Source organism: Mesorhizobium kamtschaticum (assembly GCF_056174585.1).
On sequence record NZ_CM149691.1, the window covers coordinates 6617920 to 6636084 of the forward strand.

An 18165-nucleotide genomic window follows, 5' to 3' on the forward strand; every position below is an offset into this window, starting at 1 on the left:
ACATGATCGACCGACGCGAATTTATCGTTGCCCTGGGCGCGACCGGGCTGCTTACGGCTTGCCAGAGCGGTCCGCCGAAACCTTCGGTGATCACCATCAATGTGACCGGCGGGGCCGGCATGAACCCGGGACCTGGCGGTGGCGACCGGCCGGTGACGGTTCTCGTCATGCGGCTGCGCAGCACCGGCAAATTCAATTCCGCCGACTACTTTGCCCTGCAGGGCGATGCCGGCTCGGCGCTGGCAGGCGATCTCATCGGATCCGACCAGATCGCCGTCGGGCCGGGTAAATCCGCGTCCAAGACCATCACCGTCGAACCGGACGCGACGGCGCTGGGCTTCGTCGCGCTGATCCGCGAGCCCACCGGCAGGAACTGGCGGACGACCAAGTCCGTGTCGTCGGGATCAAAATTCACGATCAATGTCTCGCTTGGCAGCGGCGGTATTTCCGCCTAGCGGCCAGGGCAAGGGGAGCTCGATGCAGAGAGTAGCGGCATGAGCGATGCAAACAGGGTGCTGTGGTCCGAAGGACTTTTCCTGCGGACCCAGCATTTCCAGCAGCAGGATCGCTTTTTCGAGGCGACGGTGCGCGGCGCGTTGCAGGCCGGGCAGTTGCATACGTTCGGCTTCCAACAGCTGACGCTGGACCAGGCGTTGCTCGACGCCGGCCAGGTCGCCATCCTGTCGGCTCGCGGCATATTCCCGGACGGGACACCTTTCGCCATACCAGAGATGATGGACGCGCCGCGACCGTTGCCGGTCACCCCGGACACTAGTGCCGGACCGGTGCTGGTCGCCTTGCCGCTCGAGCCTCCCGGCGGTGTCGGCTTCGATCCGGCACACGCCGCCGCCTCGGGAGCCCGCTATCATGGGAGGATCGTTTCGGTGCGTGACGCCGTCCAGGGCGGTTCGGACCCTGAAGAAATCGAGATCGCCTGTCCGCAGGCGCTGCTGCTGGCACCCGGGAAGTCGGTTGGTGGCTACACCGCCTTGCCGATCGCCGACCTCAAGGGGGTTCGAGCCGATGGCGGCGTCTCACTGGACGAGACCTTCCTGCCGCCGACGCTGGTGACCGGCGCGGTGGCCTGGTACCGACAATTGCTGCTGGAAGTCGTCACCGGCCTCGACCAGATCGCCGAGGCGCATGGCAAGATGGTCATGGGCGGGCCAGGACGCAGCGTCGAAGACCTGCTGATGCTCAACCTCGCCAATGCGGCACGTCCACGACTGGCCCACATGCTGGCGCAGGATGTCTTCCATCCGGCCGAGCTTTACCTGGAGCTTGCCGGGCTCGCCGGTTCGATGGCGACCTACGGATCGAGCGCGCGGCGGCTGGGCGAGTTGCCCGCCTACGATCACATGGCGCCGGGGCCTGCCTATATGGCGCTGGCGGATGCGCTGCGCTCGCTCATCCTCAGCCTGCGCTACATCGAGCCGAAATCGCGCGCGCTGCCGGTCATGCGGCATTCGACCAATGTCTGGAAAATCCGCATCGACAATCCGAAGCTGCTGGTGGCCAGCCGTATCGTCATCCGGGTCGGTTCGGAGCTGTCGGAAGACGCGCTGCGCAAGATATTCGTCAATCAGGCGACTGTCGGCTCGGCCGACCAGTTCGAGGGCCTGTGGAAATCGCGTTTGCCCGGCATTCCGCTGAAACCGCTTCATTCCCAGCCGCGCGAAATCCCCTACGATGGCGATCGGCTGTGCCTCGAACTGGACCAGAAAAGCGAGCACTGGGCGTCGCTGCTCGATGCCCCGGCTTCGTCATCGGCGTTTCGGGCGTGTTGCCAAGCGAGCCGCAGGTGGACTGCTACTCGGTGAACAGGTGAGGTGATGAGCCGCGATGATCCTTTCGGACTGTCGGAGGATCGCGAACGCACCCGCATAAGGCTGACCGGCGCGCCGACGCCGCGGCCGATGGCACCGCTGTTGCCGGGCGCGGCGGTAAAGCGGTCTCGCACCCACCCGAACGCGCTCGTCAACGCATTCGCGCCCCTGCTCGAATTCGCGCCCGAGCTTGAAAGCGCGCTGGCGCCGGAGAACCCGGAAGCGCTGCGCACCCGACTGCTCGAAGAACTGGTTCGGGCACGCGACACGGCAATGGCGACGGGCTCCTCGATGGAGCGGGCCGATCAGGCAGCATGGGTCGTGGCGGCGTTGCTCGACGATCTCGCCTTGAACACGCCCTGGGGCGGGGCCAGCGCCTGGCCGCGGCAGCCGCTTGTGGTCATGCTGCGCGGCGATGTCGATGCCGGCACGCAGTTCTTCACGCGTCTCGACGAACTGGAGCGCCATCCCAACCGCGACCGCGAATTGCTGGAACTGCAATATGACTGCATGGCGCTCGGCTTCCGCGGCAAATATCGCGTGCCCGGCCGCTCAGGCGACCGATCGCTCAACGCCGTTCGCGTGGCGGCGGCCCGCTTCCTGCGCGATGCCGACGCCGAAGGCGCGCCGCTGTCGCCAAACTGGAAAGGCGTCATCGCTTCCGACGAGCCGCAACGCTTCATCATTCCGATCTGGGTCATGGCGCTCGGCGCGGCGGTCGTCGCCACGGCCATCCATATCGGGCTGTCGATGGGGCTGAGCAGCCAGGCGGTCGAGCTTTCAGCCCTTGTACGCGCACTGCCGCCGCCTGAACGCGGTGACATCAGCCGGACCTCGCCCAAGGTCGACGCCCCGCCGCCGGAGAAAGTGGATTTTGCGCTGTTGCCGGAATTCCAGGCTGGAGCGCCAGCCGACCTCAAATCCGCCCTCAGCGGCACCGAGAGCGTTTCGTTGGCCAAGCTGATCATCCAGGCCTCCAACCCCGAACTGTTCCAGTCGTCGCGGCCGCAACTGAGCGACGGCTTCGAGCCGCTGATCGCTTCGATCGCCAAGGTGATCCTCGCCAATCAGGAGCTGATCGGGAACATCACGGTGATCGGTCATACGGACGGCGTTCCCCTGCAAAAGACCAATCCGCTATCGACCAACCAGCGGCTGTCGGAGGCGCGCGCCCAGACGATCGCCGACATGCTGGTCCAGAACGGCGTGCCGCAAGATCGCGTCCATTCCGAGGGCCGCGCCGCCACGGACCCGGTGGCCAGCGACAGCACGCGCGAGGGGCGAGCCTTGAACCGCCGCGTCGAGGTGCTCGTCGAAAAGAGGCTGTGAGATGTTCATCCTGCGCTTCCTCTGGGCGGTCCTGACATCGCGCTGGCTGTGGACGCTGATCGGCATCACGCTGCTTTCCCTGGTCATCTGGGTGTTCGGTCCGATCGTCAGGGTCGGTCCCTACGAACCCTTCGCTTCGGAAAATGTGCGCATCGTCATCATCGCGCTGCTGGTCATCTTCTGGCTGATCTGGCTGATCGTTGCCCAGCGCCGAGCGATCCGCGCCAACCGCATGTTCGTCGCCGAGATCGCCGCACCGGTGGCGGAAAAGCCGCTCAGTCCCGGCGAAGAGAACGTCGCCGCCGTGGGCGCCAAATTCGCCGAGGTGATGGCCGAACTGAAGCGCCGCAAGCTCGGCGGACGCAAGTTCCTGCGCGAGATGCCGTGGTACGTGATCGTCGGGCCGCCGGCCACCGGCAAGACCACGGCCTTGCGGCAGTCCGGACTGAATTTTCCGATCGACCTTACGGACGATTTGCAAGGCGTCGGCGGCACGCGCAACTGCGACTGGTTCTTTTCCGAGAGCGCGGTTCTGATCGACACCGCCGGCCGCTATGTCCAGCAGGAGAGCCAGCCCGATGTCGACGCGGCGGAATGGCTGGGCTTCCTCGACCTTCTGAAGAAGCATCGCGGCCGCCGCGCGCTCAACGGCGTGATCGTCGCGCTATCGATCGACGTGCTTTCGGAGGGCGACGAAGCCATCAAGGCGCACGGCCGCAAGATCCGCCGGCGGCTGGCCGAGCTCAACGACCGGCTCGAAATCCGCCTTCCAGTCTACCTGATGCTGACCAAGGCCGACCTGATCAAGGGTTTCGAGGCTTTCTTCGGCGGCCTGTCGACCGCCTCGCGCGAGCAGGTCTGGGGCACGACGTTCGCGCTGGATGCGCGCGTCGATGCCAAGACCATCGAACGAGAGATCTCGACGCTGGCGACGGAGCTAGAGCGGCGGCTGGTGCCGCGCCTGGAAGACGAGGACAAACTCGCCGCCCGCGCCGAGATCTTCAGGTTCCCCGCCCAGCTGTCCAGCCTGTCCGAACCGATCCAGGTGCTGGTCGAGGCGATGTTCGGTGAAAGCCGCTATGAAGAGGCTGCCTGGCTGCGCGGCCTCTATCTGACATCAGCGACGCAGGAAGGGGCGCCGATCGACCGGCTGACCGCGGCGCTGTCGTCGTCCTTCGGCCTGCCGCCACGACGGGCCTTGCCCGCGCAGAGGGTGGAGAAACGCAGCTTCTTCCTGAAGAACCTGCTCACCGAAGTCATCTTCAAAGAGGCCGGCCTCGGCACGTTCGATCCGTTGGCGCAGCGCCGCCGCGCCTGGATCTGGCGCGGTGCTGCGGCCGCGTGTGCTGCGGCCGCCTTGCTGGCCGGCGGGCTGTTCACCTGGTCCTATTTCGACAACCGCAACGCGATCACGGCGCAGGCGAGCCAATTCGAAGCGCTGCAAACGCCGCTGACCGCAACTGCCGCAAATCCGGCATCGGTGCAGCAGCCGGCCATCGACGGCGCGCTCGAAGCGATGGACGCGGTCGCGAATGCCCGGACAGCACCGCCTGGCAGCGCCCAGGATCTGCTGGGGCCATCGGCCTCGGCCGAACTGGTACGGGCACAGACCGACACCTACGACCACGCCCTGCGCAACGTGCTCGAGCCGCGCATGATCGCGTTGCTCGAGGCGACCATGTGGCGGCAGATCCGCGATCCGGATTTCATGCTCGGCGCGCTGAAGACCTATCGCATGATGACGGGTCTGTCGCAGATGGATCCCGATTTCGCCCAGAACTGGTGGGTGAACAGCCTGCCGGAATTCGCGGCCGCGGCACCGTTTCCGACCGCCGATGCCGAGGAGCATCAGCTTGCCGCCATCCGCCGCATGGCGGTCGACGAAAGCTATGTCGCACCTGACCAGGCGCTGGTCGCCGAAGCGCTGAAAACAGTGTGCACGATCTCGTTGCCGGCACGAGCCTACAAGCAGTTGCTGGCCGATCCGGAGGTGGCCGGGCTCAAGGAGTGGATCCCGGCCAATTTCGCCGGTCCCAATGGCGGCAAGGTGTTTGCGCGGCGTTCCGACAAGACGCTTCGCGTCGGTATTGCCGGCGCCTTCACCTATGCCGGCTTCCACGACGCCATTCTCGACCGCATCGACGATGTCGCCGCCCAGGCGGCACTCGATCGCGCGGTTTTCGCCGGCGGCTGCTCGGAGAATTCCGAGACCTCGGTCTCGGCGCTGTCCGAGGATATTCTGAAGCTCTACTATGACGACTACATCGCGCAATGGGACAGCTTCCTGCGCGACATGCGGCTCGCGCCATTGACCGATCTCAATGTCGCCAGCGAAAATCTGAAGGATCTGTCGAGCGCCGATTCAGCGCTGAAGCGGCTGCTGACGGCGATCGTTCAGGAGACCGAACTGACGCGTTCCGATGAGGCGCCCGCCGACGACAAGGCGGCGGCCAAGGGCGCCTCGAAATTGCTCGGCAAGCTGGGAAAACTCGGCAAGCTGGCGACGAGCGGTGCGAAGCTGCTGCCCCGCGCCGGGTCAGCCAGCGAGGTGGACCTGACCGGCAATCTGGTGGCGGAACATTTCAAGCCGCTGAAGAGCACCATTGCCGAGGTCGACGGCCAGCCGCCGGCACTGGATGCCGCCGTTGTCGCGCTGACCGCGCTGTCGAACGTGCTGCAGACGGTCACCGCCAACCCCAATCCGCAGGATGCCATCAAGAAGCAAGGCGGCCTTGCCGAGCTGACCGGTGCGGTCGCGCGGCAGGCACAGATCCTGCCCGACCCTATCAACGTCTGGCTTAGCGGAATTGCCGGTGACACCAGCAATTTGACGCAGAAGGCGGTGACGTCGGAGCTCAACGCCATCTGGCGGGCGGACATACTGCCGTTCTGCCAGGCGGCGCTGAACGACCGCTATCCGTTCAGCCCCGACAGCGCGGTCGACGTCAATGTGCGTGATTTCGCCCGCCTGTTCGGACCAGCCGGGCTGATCGACGGGTTCATCAACGACCACCTGATCAACTATGTCGACACCACCAGCCAGCCATGGAAATGGCGCGCCGATTTCGGCCTCGATCCGTCGGCGCTGGCGGCGTTCGAACAGGCCAGACATATTCGCGACGATCTCTTTCCCGGCGGCACCGGACCGGTGATGAGCTTCACGCTCGAACCGAAGGACCTGTCGCCCAACGTCACGCGCGTCACGCTCAATCTCGATGGCCAGACCCTCGTCTATTTCAACAATGCGACGCGGCCGCAACCGATGACCTGGCCCGGCAAGGATGGCACCGGCGTCATTTCACTCGCCTTCCAGCCGATCGACGGTTCGCCCGAAATCATGCTCAACGAGACCGGCAGCTGGGCGTGGCTGAGGATGCTGCGCAACGGCCGCTTCGCCGGCACGTCGCTGTCCGATGTCTACAGCCTGCGCCTGGGCACGAAGGGAATGTGGGCCGATTTCGAACTCAAGGCCGCCAGCGTCGAGAACCCCTACAATTTGCAGATGTTCAAGAAATTCTCATGTCCGCCGCAGATATAAACATTGGATTCTTCGGCAAGATCCCGGCGACCGGAGATTTCGTCGCCGCCAACCTGCCGCGGACTTTCATCGACCGCTGGGACCGCTGGATGTCGACGGAGTTGCGCGCGCGGCCCGACGAGGGGGAACTCGACCCAAGAGCCTGGCGGTTCACGGTGCCGGCCGGCATCTTCGGCGACCTACCTTGCGCCGGTGTGTGGCGCATGAGCCAGGATCGTGTCGGACGCAGATATCCATTCGTAGTCGTCGCCGTGGGCGCCATGCCCGAGCCAGCGGATCCCTGGTTCGGCAGAGTTGCGGAAATCTTGGCAGCCTGCATCGAACGGCGGCAAGCCGGCGCAACTGCTTCCGAGGCGTTGGGCGGGCTACCGCCGCCAGCGTCGGGAGGAGCAAACCCCATTATGTTCTGGCGCGACGATTGGGAAGTCCACGAACTCCATTTTACTGACATTCATGATCTGGCCGCTAATGGTCTGCCTGCAATGCGATCTCCCCGTCATGAAGAGAGGGACGTCGTGTGAGCTGCCAGACCTTCGCGGAGGGCAACGGCTTTTTTCACAAAGGCAGTGGCGGCACCGGCACGGCGCCAATAGATGTATGCCTTAGCCCGCCGCCGCCTCCAACCGGCCCTGTGCCGGTGCCGTACGTCAACACATGCTCTGCATCCGACCTGTCAAACGGTAGCAAGTCCGTTCTTTTTGACGGTGGCAATCCGACGGCAATGGAAAATGTGTCGGAAGTTTCGACCAGCAGTGGCGACGAGGGTGGTACTCAGGGTGGGGGTGTCGTTACGCACAAGACCAAGGGAACCGCCTCGTTCCTCCTTTGGTCTTTCGTCGTGAAAGTGGAAGGCAAGGGCGCCTGTTGCCACAGCCACCCAATGTTTCAGAACGGCATGTCGACGCCGAAGAACATTGTCTGCGCACGCTCCAAGGTCATTCGAGACACGTTGAGCGCACACGGCTTCGACGAGAAATATGAGTGCACAGACTGCGAAAAGAGTAAGTTCAAGCGACGAGACCCCACAACTGATCAACAGACGAGAGCCGATGAGATTGGAGGTCGTGGGGGTAGTCAGGGAGGATGTTGGTCCTGCAAGCGGAAACGCAACCAGGGGACCTTCGGAAATGGTACGAAGTGGAATCGGGGCAAATGCTGGACGCCTGACCATCAGCCGCCTCAGGATTATGTCTGGCTCAAACTTGGCGGCTGCAAAGGTGCTTGCGACCCCGCACCCGCCGACGAAGCCTGCCGGCAGAAATTCAACAACTGGGCTGACGACCCGAACTGCATCCGGCCCCAATGCGCCAAATGCTCGGCGTCGCAAGGCGGCTCTTGCGGCGGCGCGAACGGTGAGGCTGCGATGAACAAGCTAATGGCTGCGATAGGTGCGGTATGAGCCTCTACACAGACATCTACTCCAACTACGAAAGCGAAGTTCTGGAACTCCTGCCTCAGTTGGAGCACTGGTGGTCAGAAATCGCCAGCGTCAAGCGCGGGAAGACAGGGCGTGACGACCGCTGGCCCCTCGGGCTTTCTGGTCATCCGCGTTTCATCGCCATCTACCGCCGGTATATGCTGGAGATCTTGCGCGTTAATGACGAGCATCAGAAAAGAATCGACGAACCACATCTGTCCAAACAGGATCTTTGGGAGAAGGGAGAAACTGGCGAGGGGGATCGAGTCGCCAAGCCACAGTCGATTCTCATCGAAGACCTGATCCAGGCAAATCCTGCGCTCGGCGATCACTTTCGATACTTCATGTTTATCCCGATTGGAGCGGACGATTTCGGCGAACTCTATGGTGAGGACTGATCCGTGGCTCTTCCGGCAAAATACATGGTTCATAATATCGAGACGGGTTTCCAGAGGCTAATGGAGTCCCCCAAGGACATTCCGCAGCATGCGAATTTTTGTGCCAAAGAGATCGACCTCAAGGAGGCACATCCCGGTTATGGCACCTTGTTCAAGCACTACAGGGCCAGATTGCACGATGCGGTGGAGGAAGCGGGAGAGTGGTGGAACGACGTCGTGGATGGTCTTGTCGAAAAGGAGGCGGGTGATTTCAAGAAAGGACTGGTGGCAGCGTATTCGGGATGGCCGGCGGGCCCATCGTCCAATGACCGGGTGGTCGAAGCGGTCCGAGAATACTGGCTGAAAGTCTGTCATATCGGTGAGACACTGAAGAAGGCCGACAGGGTCGCGCCCGAGGTTTTTCTCTTAGCCTGGCTGCCGGAGAAATCGATCGAAAGGACCGTCCTAACCGGGATGCCTTATTGGCCGATCGGACTCGACGCCCGCGGAATGTGGTGTTGAACCATGTCTGATATCTGGGTCGAGAACCGGACGCCATTTCTCGCGGATACACATGTCGAACCCAACGCCGACGGCCAGGAAGTCGTTGTCGTCATAGTCTCCGCGACATTCCACGGCGAAAACTCCGGCACAGTGCTCGCCCCAGCTTCCGCACAATTACCGATCGCTTTCTCCGATATCCCGTTCGGCAATCCAATGCTTTCCTCGACGCGCTACGAGGCGGACATTGCAATCGTAAAGCCAGCCGCGGAAGTCATCATCAATGGCGCGGCTCATGCGCCTGACGGCAAAGCGGTCCGGGAGATGCAGGTCGGGTTCCGGATAGGAGCACTGCGCAAAGTGCTGAATGTCGTCGGCGACCGCGTTCATGAAGCTGGCGGATACAGCGCGCCCCATCCCTTTGCGAAGATGCCTATCGTATACGAACGCGCTTATGGCGGGACCGCCCCCGATGGAAATGTCGAAGTGCGAAATCCGGTAGGCATCGGGTATCGGAATGCCACGTCGGCCGATCCTGCCGTACGGTCCGAGGCTCCAAATGTGACATATCCGAACGAGCCCTTCCAAGCCGCTACGGATCGCCCCGCGCCCGCCGCTTTCGGAGCTGTTGGCAGAGGCTGGCAGCCACGATTGAAATATGCTGGGACGTTCGATGCAGATTGGTTGGCGACACAATGGCCTCTTCCACCCAAGGACTACGATCCGCGCCATAACTTGTGCGCGCCGGCTGATCAGCAACTTCCTGCCCTTCGCGGCGGCGAGGCCGTAACGGTGATCGGCATGACTCCATCAGGACGCTGGGACTTTCGGCTGCCGACCCTCACCGTGCCTGTGCGATTCATCTACGAAGACCGATCGGAGGACGAAACACTACGCGTCGACACGGTACTGATCGAACCGGACAATCTGCGGGTAACCCTCAAGGCGCGCATTGCGCGTGTGACGCGCCGCAATATCCCCGCATTGCGCGAGGTGATCCTTGGACACGTGACGCCTGCTTTCCTGATCGCTCGACGGAAAGGGAAGAAATACTTCGATCCGCGTGGAGGTAACGGGACAATTGCCGGTAGGCCGACATGGCGAAGCTAACCACCCCACTCTACATCTGCGGCGCCGGCGCCGTAACCGCGGCCGGTCTGAATTCCGGCCAAACAATTGCCGCTATTCGCGGCGGCCTCTCGGCATATGGCGAATATGTTGTCGGTGATCCGTTCGGGGCGGTCCAAACCGTTTCCCGTATCCCTGCACATCAGCAGCTCCGGCGTACACATGGCGAGTGGCTCGTCAACATGGCAGCGAGGGCTCTGGAAGAAGCGATGGCAAGCGGAGACGTCGATTCCAGGTCGACCTGCATACTTCTGGCTCCGCCCGAGGGATTTCGCGACCATCCGGCCTTCGCTGATATTGCGCAGCGCGACTTCCTCGGCGCGGTGGTCGGAGCGACTGGACGTGAATTTCACTCTTCGTCCCGCGCCATCGATGGTGGCGCAGCTGCAGGATTGGGCCTTCTGACGCGAGTGTCGGAAGTTTTCGCGCGAGGCGACGTGCGGCAGGTTCTCCTCGGCGGCGTCGATAGCCTCGTGAACGACACGGATATCGTGCGACTGGGGGCGGCCGGACGGTTGCGCAGCGATGCCAATTCGGACGGCTTGATACCTGGCGAGGCCGCAGCCTTCGTTAGGATTACTGGCCAAGCGAACAGACTGCGGGAAACACCTCTGGCCCAGATTCATGGCGTTGGGATGGCGACCGAGAGCGACTCGGTGCTGTCCGAGCGCTTTAGTCAAGGTCATGCGATGCTCGCGGCGTTGCGGGAGGCTCTTGACGGGGCACGTCCAACCGAGCCCGATATCACTTTCGTCGTCAGGAACAGCAACGGCGAGCGTTACGATGGATGGGAACAGATGATCGCGCAGCCGCGCTTCTATCGCACTCGCCGTGAAATCCTCCCCACGGCGTACCCCGCCATGACCGTCGGCGATGTCGGCTCGGCCAGCGGGGCGCTCGCCCTGATGGTCGCGGCGGACAGCCTGACCAAGGGTTACGCGCCAGGACCGGTGGTAATGGTCGAAGTGGCCTCAGAAGGCGGATTTCGCGCTGCGGCCCTGGTTAGCCGCGCCGGATAGCTACATCCAGGCCGGATACTGCCGTGTCCTTCGCCAATCGGCGAGCGGCGCTGACGGATTGATAAGTGCGGTGCGGTAGGCGTCGAGCTTGAGACGCCGCATCGACAGAAAGCGCTTGGGCTTCCCGTTGCTGTTATTCCACCATGCTTCGACCTTGTTGGCGATCGGCAGCGGAAAGTCCTCGACCTTTTCGAATTCCTTGCCCAACGATGACGGGTCCAGGGTAAAAACGTCCGTATCGTTGAAATCCGTCTCGACGAGATCGCGCAAGGCCAGACCGGCGGTATAGGCGAGCGATGGATCGCGCATCTTTTCGACAAGCCATGGCATGATCGACGTTTCACCCAACACCCCGATCGCACCGAGCGCTGCAAGGCGCATCGATGGCTGGTCAAGTCTCTCCTGCAGCCATCTCTTTGCTTCCAGCTTGGGCGTAGTCAAAAGACGGATGTCGATCGCCTCCCTGCCTATGCGCCCGTCTGTCCGGGCCAGTTTGTCCAGGGTGGCATAAGCATACCGCGCCTCGCCGAGAAGGCAGAGCGCACACGCCGCCGCCAGCCTCTCGCGCGGATCGTTTGCCTCCAGCGCGGTGGAAACATCCGCGATCACGTCAGACCGTCGCATGATTCCAGCCAGCCGGATGGCGCGGCTCCGTACGTCGACGGCGGGGTTCAAAATAAGGTCCCGCAGGCGGTCGCCAGCGTCTACCCGGTGGTGTGTCAGAGCGCTCAGTCCCAGAGCCTGCAGCAACGAGTCCCGCTCATCCAGCCATTGCGGTAGATAGGAGCGGAGCTTGTCACGTCTCGTGCATGCGATCGCACCGGATATGCCAGCCATGCCGCCATCTATGGCGCGGGCACCTTCGAGCGCCACATCCAACAAGTTCTTGTCGCCCCAGTGCAAGGCGAGCACGCCTATGGCGAAAAGTTCCGCTGGCGCTTCATAGTCGGAGAAGCGCGCCAAGGCCAATGTCCACGCCGCTTCGCCTGAAGCGAACATGCCCTCGATATTGGCTTGAAGGCGCTGGTCGATACGGCCGATATCGACCTCACCCAGAATTTGGCCGTCGATCTCACGTCGGCGCCTCGACCACAGGAAAGAGGCATCTTCGACATGCTGGACTACGATGGCAGCAATCGTCGCGACACGCTGCATGCTCATGGCACGGCTTAGTTTAGGTGCACTGCCGCGCCGCGGACGCGATTGACCCCGCTGGCGTGGCTATTGAGTTGACTGCCGCGTATCGAGACGCGCCCGTCCTTTTCCAGGATAATCGATGCAAGCCCGCAACGCAGCTCGATGCGATCAGTTGCGTTGATCGTGACTGTTTCCCCGTCGCGCACTACCTTGGCGCCGCTGCGATTGCGCGCGGGGTCGACGATACGGCCAACAACGAGCGGCTTCGATGCATCACCACCCTCAAATAGCAGCGCCACTTCCGAACCCACGGCGGCCATATCGAGATCTGCCAGACTTCGCGCAGGAATGGCCGTTTCGCGAGGATTGCCAACGAAGACCACAAGCGGTGCGCCATCCTCGAACCCAATCAGCAGGCCTATGACGACCCCATCTATTCTATCCAACACATCCATTCCCGAATCCTCAATTGTTGTGGACGGTGCTGCCTTTGATGTTCACATCGCTGTCCGCATTGATGTTGATCTTGCCGCTGCCCTTGATGGATATGTCCTTGCCTTCGATGGCAATGTTGCCGTTCTTCTTCATCGTGATCGTAGCTGAGCCGCATTTGAGGGTGATCGAATCTCCGGCGTCGATTATGAGGTTCTTACCGACCTTGATCGAGCTGTCCTCCCCGACGCTGATCGAACTGCCCTTTGCGATGCCCAGCGAATGAGCTCCTCCGACCGTCGCGGAATCGTCGGCCCCGATGCTGGCACTGCGCGCGGCGCCGACACTGAAAGTCTGAGCGCTTCCGACTGTCACGCTTTGATCCGCGCCAACATTCACGGTTTGTCCAGCTCCGATGTTCCAGCTATCGGAAGTTCCGACATCATGGCTTTGGCTGATGCCAACCGTGACCGACCGTGTCGCGCCAATGGTGTTCGTCTGCGGCCCGCCAACGCTTCGTGTCTCGGATGCGCCGACCGTATCGATGCGGGCAGCGCCAACAGTCACCGTCTGGACAATCCCCACCGTCTGCGAGTGGTTGGAGCCGATCGTCTCCGTCGAGTTCGAACCGATGCCTATCGTCTCATTCGACCCTACCGTCAGTGAGCGGTTCTTGCCCACCGTCTCGGTGTCGTTCGAGCCGATATTCGTGGTCTGGTCGACGCCGACCTTGACCGTCTTGTTGTTGCCGACGTCCTCGTCGAGGTTGTGGCCGACGGAATGCTTGGCGTCATGGTCGATGCGGTCCGACTGGTCGTGCTGCACCAGCTTGGTGCGGTCGTGCTTGATCAGAAGGTTGTGGTCCTTCTGCGCCTGGAAATTGACAAGTTCGGAGCCGGCCTTGTCCTCGAACATCAGCTCGTTGTAACCGCCGCCGCCTTTCGACGAGTTGGATTTCCAGCCCGATTGCGTTGCGTTGGCCGGCAAGCCGTAGGGCGGCATCTGCGAGGCGTTGTAGACCCTGCCGGTGATGATGGGCAGGTCGGGGTCGCCTTCGAGGAAGTCGACGATCACCTCCTGGCCGATGCGCGGTATCTGGATGAAGCCCCAGCCGCTGCCGGCCCAGGTCTGCGAGACACGCACGAAGCAGGAACTGTTTTCATTCTTCTTGCCCAGGCGGTCCCAGTGGAACTGCACCTTCACCCGGGCATATTTGTCGGTGAATATCTCCTCGCCTGAAGGGCCGACCACCGTCGCCGTCTGCGGCCCGCGCATGATCGGCCGCGCCGTGATCCGCGGCGGGCGATAGGGCAAGGCGGTCGGCGCGACACCCAGCACGATCTTGTAATTCTCGCTGTGGGCCTCGTTCTGGGTTCTGTAGCCCGGATCGAACAATCGGTATTCGGCGCTGACCACCAGATACTCCTGGTTCTGGTCATCGCGCGGAAAGCTTTCCAGCTTGAAGGTGCAGCCGGAATGGAGGCCGCGCACGGTTCCGACGGCCGTGATGCGCTGGTGCACGGCCTGGAGTTCCTCGCGCCGGATACCGGCCAGGGTGTCGCCGCGCCCGACATCGAGATGCGCGCCAGGCTGGCGATAATTCTCGCCGGAGGCTTCCTTGTGGCTGAACGGCTGGGCCGACTTCGCCATCAGATCGGCGCCGGGCTTCTTGAAATCATAGTCGGTGTGGGCATAGGCGCCGGGCCGCACCGAACTGCCCGGAATCCATTCGGTGATGTATTCGACGTCGCGCCGCGAGCCCTGTCCCTCGAAATTATAGGGTATCTTCTCGTAGCCCGGCGCCGGCTTCAGCTTGCTCATCGCGTCGCACAGCACGAGCGTGTGCTTGCCCTCGTCGTGCTCGAAGAAATAGAAGATGCCTTCGTGCTCGAGCAGGCGCTGCACGAAATCCAGATCGCTCTCGTCGTACTGCACGCAATATTCGCGCGACGGGTACGACCCTTGCAGCCGCTTCTCGAATTTCGCCGTTCCGTATTTCGAGAAGATCTTTTCGACGATCTCGACAGCGGTCATGTTCTGAAAGATCCGGCAATCGGTTGCATTGCCGAGGAACCAGAGCCACGGCCTGACGATCGCTTCGTAGTAGGCCAGCCGGTCCTCGATGCGGGTCAGGCGAAACTCGGACACCAGGCCGCTGAACCAGCGTTTCGGATCGGATTCGCCTTCGACCGAAACCACGCCCCCCAGCATCTTCAGCGGATCGATGTCGGAGTTGGGCCCGACGAACCCGACAGTATAGGCAAAGCAGCGGCTGATCTCGTCGCGGCCGACAAGATGCGTGAAGGTCAGCTCGGCGCCGACCGGTGTCTGCACAACCGTGGCACGTTCGTTCGGCATGGGTCGTGCCCCTCCTGGACGCGGCCGCCGGCGCGGTGAATTTGAAGTTCCCGCCATCTACCGGGAATTTTTCCGACCCGCCGCACCAGGCCATGTTGAGCCTACCACATGTTGTCGCGCCGACCAAAGAGGAGGCACGGCGGAAAAACCTTACCATGTCGACGCATCGCCTCGAAACGCTGCTGTCCTGTTGGATGTGCAAACTGCTAGAATGTGGAGTATCGGTCAGTGTTCGACGGCGATCCTGGATGTACATCAGTTTGCAAATCAACAATGTCGACGCCTTGCCTGCGGGCATCTCGACCGGCTACGCGGCGCGGGATCGCGGCTTCGAAATCGGACGCGATGCTTGCGACTGGACCTTGTCGGACCCCGACAAATTCATCTCCGGCCGGCATTGCGAGGTCCGCTACGAGGCAGGCGCGTTCTGGCTGCACGACGTCTCGCGCAACGGAACCTACATCAACGGGTCAAGCCGGCGCATGGCCGGCCCGCATCGGCTGGGCAATGGCGACCGCATGCTCATCGGCCGTTATGTCATCTTCGTCTCGATCGACGAGGAGCGCGCCACGACCGGCCATCCCAGCCACGGTTCGACGCAGCGCGAAATGCCCGTCGCGACAGGCCGGCCGCTGGAATTCGGAGATGGGCCGTTCTTCGATCCGGCGGAGCAACGGTCCGGGCAGCGGGTTCCACCATCGACATTCCCGTCGCAACCGCCTTTGCCCTCGACCAGGGATGAAGTGCTGCGGGAAATCGCGATCGGAGCCGGCATCTCGCCGGAATTGCTGCAATCGCGCGACCCGCATGAAGTTGCCGCCGAAATCGGCGCAGTGCTGCGGACGGTGGTCGAGGAACTGACCTTGCTGCTGAAGGCACGCGCGGCGGCGAAGATGCTGGCCAAGAGCACGCAGCGAACGATGATCAGCGCCGCCGACAACAATCCCCTGAAGTTCGTTCCGGGAACCGACGACATCCTGGAAATCATGTTCGCAAGGCGCCGAGCCGGCTATCTCGATGCCAGGCGCAGCATCGAAGATGCATTCCGCGATCTCAAGACGCATGAATTCGCCACCTATGCCGCCATGCAGGCGGCGCTGTCGCGGCTGCTTGACGACCTGTCTCCCGAAGCGATCGGAAGAAAGCTTCCGCCGACGTCGTTCTCGTCGAAAAAGAGCCAGGCCTGGGACGCTTTTGTCGCGACCTGGCGAACCATGGAGGAAGCACACGAGAACGGCATGCTGGACATATTCCTGGCCTATTTCAGCGAAGCCTATGCCAAGGCCGACAAGCAGAAATAGGCGCTACAGGGGAGCGTTGCAGCCGACGAAGATACCTCTTCGGCGCGCGGCATCCGGTTCCAATCGAGAATTTCCGGGATTACGATCGCATACGACAATTCGCCAAGCGGGTAAGCCTGATCGACCTGGGGGTCTGCGGCAAATGTCATCTTACGGCAGGATAGCAAGTTTTAGTCTGCCTTCCTCAAGACAGAGCCCTGACCCGCAGGGCTTGCCTTTGCTTTACCTGACCGCGAAAAGCTTTGCGCCTGACCGGCAAGAGCGGGGGCGTCAGGCGCGGACGGACGATCGGCCATGAACTCGAAGGACGATCCTTTCGGCCCGGCGGGCAAGACCGTCATTCGCGCCACGCCACGGCGTGAGCGAAAGCCGGCGCCGATCCCACAGGAGCCCGCCGAGGATGGCGGGCAACCCTCGCCGGTCAAGGACTCGACCGTGTTCGATCCCGGCGTCGGCCGGCATACGCCGCCGGGCTGGACATCCGGGACGGTGATCTATCAGGGAACGCCTCCCGCGGCCGCGCCGGCGCCGGCCCTGCGGCAGGAGACCCTGCTCAATGTCACGGACGGCGTCCGATATTCCGCGGCAAACCCGATCCTTGCCGCGGCCGCACCGTTGCTGATGCTGTTCGGCCAGTTCAGGCTTGTCCCCGTCGAGAGACAGGCGGGGCCGTTGGCCGAACATGTCGCTGAGGCGATCGACAAATTCGACAGGGCATTGGAGAAATCGGGCGTTGCCGAAGAGGATGCGCGGATTGCGAAATTTGTCCTCTGCGAAACAGCCGACGATCTCATCGGCAACCTGCCCTGGCCACGCAAAGACGCCTGGGCGCAGCACAGCATGCTGTTGCAGTTCTTCCACGTCGAACCCAACGGCACGGGCTTTTTCGAAGCGCTGAACAAGGTCCTGGCCAGCCCGGAGGCACACTACGATCTGCTCGAGCTGATGCATGTCTGCCTGTCGCTGGGGTACGAGGGCCAGTATCGCGGCCTGACACGCGAGGACACCAATCTCGAACGTGTTCGGCGCGACGTCTACGAAACGCTTCGCTATTTCAAGCCCCGCGCGGACGAGGACATCTCGCCTCGCTGGCAGGGCCTGGCGGCGACGATGTCGCAATCGTCGACACGCCTGCCGCTCTGGGCCGTTGCGGCAGCGGCAACGGCGCTGCTGACAGCGGCGTTTTTCGCACTACGGGTCTTCATCACCAATGAAGGCGACGCTACCGCTGGTGAATTGCTGGCACTCAACCCATCGACGCCGATCGCCATCGAGCGCGCCAGCGTGGCGCCGCTGGCCGAGCCGGTGACAGTCGCCCCGCCTCCCGCCACAACCACGCAGATCGATCGCATTCGCTCGGCACTGGCCAAGGACGTCGAAGCCGGCGGGCTGACCGTGGGCACAAAGGGCGACTTCATCGTCGTGGAAATCAACAATCTCCTGCTGTTCCAGTCCGGCAGGGCCGATGCGAAGCCAGAATTCCAGCCCATAGCCGCCGATATCGCAGCCGCCCTGGAACCCGAGCGCGGACCGATCAGGATCGTCGGCCATACGGACAATGTGAAGCCGCGAAAATCGAGCCCGTTCAAGTCCAACTTCGACCTGTCCGTCGCCAGGGCGAAGGCCGTCGAAACGATGATGGCGCCAAAGTTCAGCGATCCCTCGCGACTGACGGTCGACGGCAAGGGCGAGGACGAGCCGATCGCCGACAATGCAACACCGGAAGGCCGCGCCAGGAACCGCCGTGTCGATGTGATGATCGCCAAGGAGGAAACATTGTGAGCACGGCCGGTTGGAAGCGC

14 protein-coding genes and 1 pseudogene are annotated in these 18165 nt (G+C 62.6%); 12 read left to right on the top strand and 3 right to left on the bottom strand.

The features are described 5' to 3' along the window. The first annotated feature begins 2 nt into the window (after positions 1–2). The 10 genes and pseudogenes from tssJ (at position 3) to AC0V7N_RS32845 (ending at position 11135) form a co-directional block, all read left to right on the top strand. Positions 3–455, top strand: a complete 453-nt coding sequence (gene tssJ / locus AC0V7N_RS32800) for a type VI secretion system lipoprotein TssJ (RefSeq protein WP_475452368.1) — start codon at positions 3–5, stop codon at positions 453–455. Positions 456–494: 39 nt separating this feature from the next. Then, a pseudogene (tssK, locus tag AC0V7N_RS32805) lies at positions 495–1828 on the top strand (type VI secretion system baseplate subunit TssK). Between the two features lie 4 nt (positions 1829–1832). After that, on the top strand, positions 1833–3155 hold the full coding sequence (icmH, locus tag AC0V7N_RS32810; RefSeq protein WP_475452370.1) for a type IVB secretion system protein IcmH/DotU: 1323 nt from the start codon (positions 1833–1835) through the stop codon (positions 3153–3155). A 1-nt stretch (position 3156) separates the two neighbouring features. Further along, on the top strand, positions 3157–6693 hold the full coding sequence (gene tssM / locus AC0V7N_RS32815; RefSeq protein ID WP_475452371.1) for a type VI secretion system membrane subunit TssM: 3537 nt from the start codon (positions 3157–3159) through the stop codon (positions 6691–6693). Next, a complete protein-coding gene (tagF, locus tag AC0V7N_RS32820; RefSeq protein ID WP_475452372.1) occupies positions 6675–7214 on the top strand; it encodes a type VI secretion system-associated protein TagF in 540 nt (179 codons plus the stop codon). Before tssM ends, tagF begins: the two co-directional genes overlap by 19 nt. After that, positions 7211–8092, top strand: a complete 882-nt coding sequence (locus tag AC0V7N_RS32825) for a PAAR-like domain-containing protein (RefSeq protein ID WP_464611910.1) — start codon at positions 7211–7213, stop codon at positions 8090–8092. Before tagF ends, AC0V7N_RS32825 begins: the two co-directional genes overlap by 4 nt. After that, positions 8089–8508, top strand: coding sequence for a hypothetical protein (locus AC0V7N_RS32830; RefSeq protein ID WP_475452373.1), 420 nt, complete (start codon positions 8089–8091; stop codon positions 8506–8508). Before AC0V7N_RS32825 ends, AC0V7N_RS32830 begins: the two co-directional genes overlap by 4 nt. 3 nt (positions 8509–8511) lie before the next feature. Beyond that, a complete protein-coding gene (locus AC0V7N_RS32835; RefSeq protein WP_475452374.1) occupies positions 8512–9009 on the top strand; it encodes a hypothetical protein in 498 nt (165 codons plus the stop codon). Positions 9010–9012: 3 nt separating this feature from the next. After that, positions 9013–10098, top strand: coding sequence for a DUF2169 family type VI secretion system accessory protein (locus tag AC0V7N_RS32840; protein WP_475452375.1), 1086 nt, complete (start codon positions 9013–9015; stop codon positions 10096–10098). Continuing rightward, positions 10086–11135: a hypothetical protein gene (locus tag AC0V7N_RS32845; protein ID WP_475452376.1), complete on the top strand. Its 1050-nt coding sequence runs from the start codon at positions 10086–10088 to the stop codon at positions 11133–11135. The genes AC0V7N_RS32840 and AC0V7N_RS32845 overlap by 13 nt, the downstream gene beginning before the upstream one ends. Here AC0V7N_RS32845 and AC0V7N_RS32850 read toward each other — a convergent pair whose 3' ends face one another. Genes AC0V7N_RS32850 through AC0V7N_RS32860 form a run of 3 tightly spaced genes read right to left on the bottom strand, consistent with a single transcriptional unit; the run spans position 11136 to position 15062 of the window. Beyond that, a complete protein-coding gene (locus AC0V7N_RS32850; RefSeq protein ID WP_475452377.1) occupies positions 11136–12296 on the bottom strand; it encodes a hypothetical protein in 1161 nt (386 codons plus the stop codon). Positions 12297–12304: 8 nt separating this feature from the next. Next, positions 12305–12727, bottom strand: coding sequence for a DUF6484 domain-containing protein (locus AC0V7N_RS32855; protein WP_475452378.1), 423 nt, complete (start codon positions 12725–12727; stop codon positions 12305–12307). 10 nt (positions 12728–12737) lie between these two features. Further along, the gene (locus AC0V7N_RS32860) at positions 12738–15062 is read right to left on the bottom strand and encodes a type VI secretion system Vgr family protein (RefSeq protein ID WP_475452379.1); all 2325 of its coding nucleotides are present in this window, start codon (positions 15060–15062) and stop codon (positions 12738–12740) included. 248 nt (positions 15063–15310) lie between these two features. Between AC0V7N_RS32860 and tagH the strand changes: the two genes are divergently transcribed. Then, positions 15311–16363 (top strand): type VI secretion system-associated FHA domain protein TagH, encoded by a 1053-nt coding sequence (gene tagH, locus AC0V7N_RS32865; protein ID WP_475452380.1) that lies wholly within the window; start codon positions 15311–15313, stop codon positions 16361–16363. Between the two features lie 294 nt (positions 16364–16657). After that, complete coding sequence (gene tssL, locus AC0V7N_RS32870; protein ID WP_475452381.1) at positions 16658–18145, top strand: type VI secretion system protein TssL, long form; 1488 nt, start codon at positions 16658–16660, stop codon at positions 18143–18145. The last annotated feature ends 20 nt before the right edge of the window (positions 18146–18165 follow it).

Coding starts and splice junctions, on each gene's coding strand:
- tagF (WP_475452372.1), top strand. CDS start 6,675: ATGTCCGCCGCAGATATAAACATTGGATTCTTCGGCAAGATCCCGGCG.
- icmH (WP_475452370.1), top strand. CDS start 1,833: ATGAGCCGCGATGATCCTTTCGGACTGTCGGAGGATCGCGAACGCACC.
- AC0V7N_RS32830 (WP_475452373.1), top strand. CDS start 8,089: ATGAGCCTCTACACAGACATCTACTCCAACTACGAAAGCGAAGTTCTG.
- tagH (WP_475452380.1), top strand. CDS start 15,311: ATGTACATCAGTTTGCAAATCAACAATGTCGACGCCTTGCCTGCGGGC.
- AC0V7N_RS32860 (WP_475452379.1), bottom strand. CDS start 15,062: ATGCCGAACGAACGTGCCACGGTTGTGCAGACACCGGTCGGCGCCGAG.
- tssM (WP_475452371.1), top strand. CDS start 3,157: ATGTTCATCCTGCGCTTCCTCTGGGCGGTCCTGACATCGCGCTGGCTG.
- tssL (WP_475452381.1), top strand. CDS start 16,658: ATGAACTCGAAGGACGATCCTTTCGGCCCGGCGGGCAAGACCGTCATT.
- AC0V7N_RS32840 (WP_475452375.1), top strand. CDS start 9,013: ATGTCTGATATCTGGGTCGAGAACCGGACGCCATTTCTCGCGGATACA.
- AC0V7N_RS32850 (WP_475452377.1), bottom strand. CDS start 12,296: ATGAGCATGCAGCGTGTCGCGACGATTGCTGCCATCGTAGTCCAGCAT.
- tssJ (WP_475452368.1), top strand. CDS start 3: ATGATCGACCGACGCGAATTTATCGTTGCCCTGGGCGCGACCGGGCTG.
- AC0V7N_RS32855 (WP_475452378.1), bottom strand. CDS start 12,727: ATGGATGTGTTGGATAGAATAGATGGGGTCGTCATAGGCCTGCTGATT.
- AC0V7N_RS32845 (WP_475452376.1), top strand. CDS start 10,086: ATGGCGAAGCTAACCACCCCACTCTACATCTGCGGCGCCGGCGCCGTA.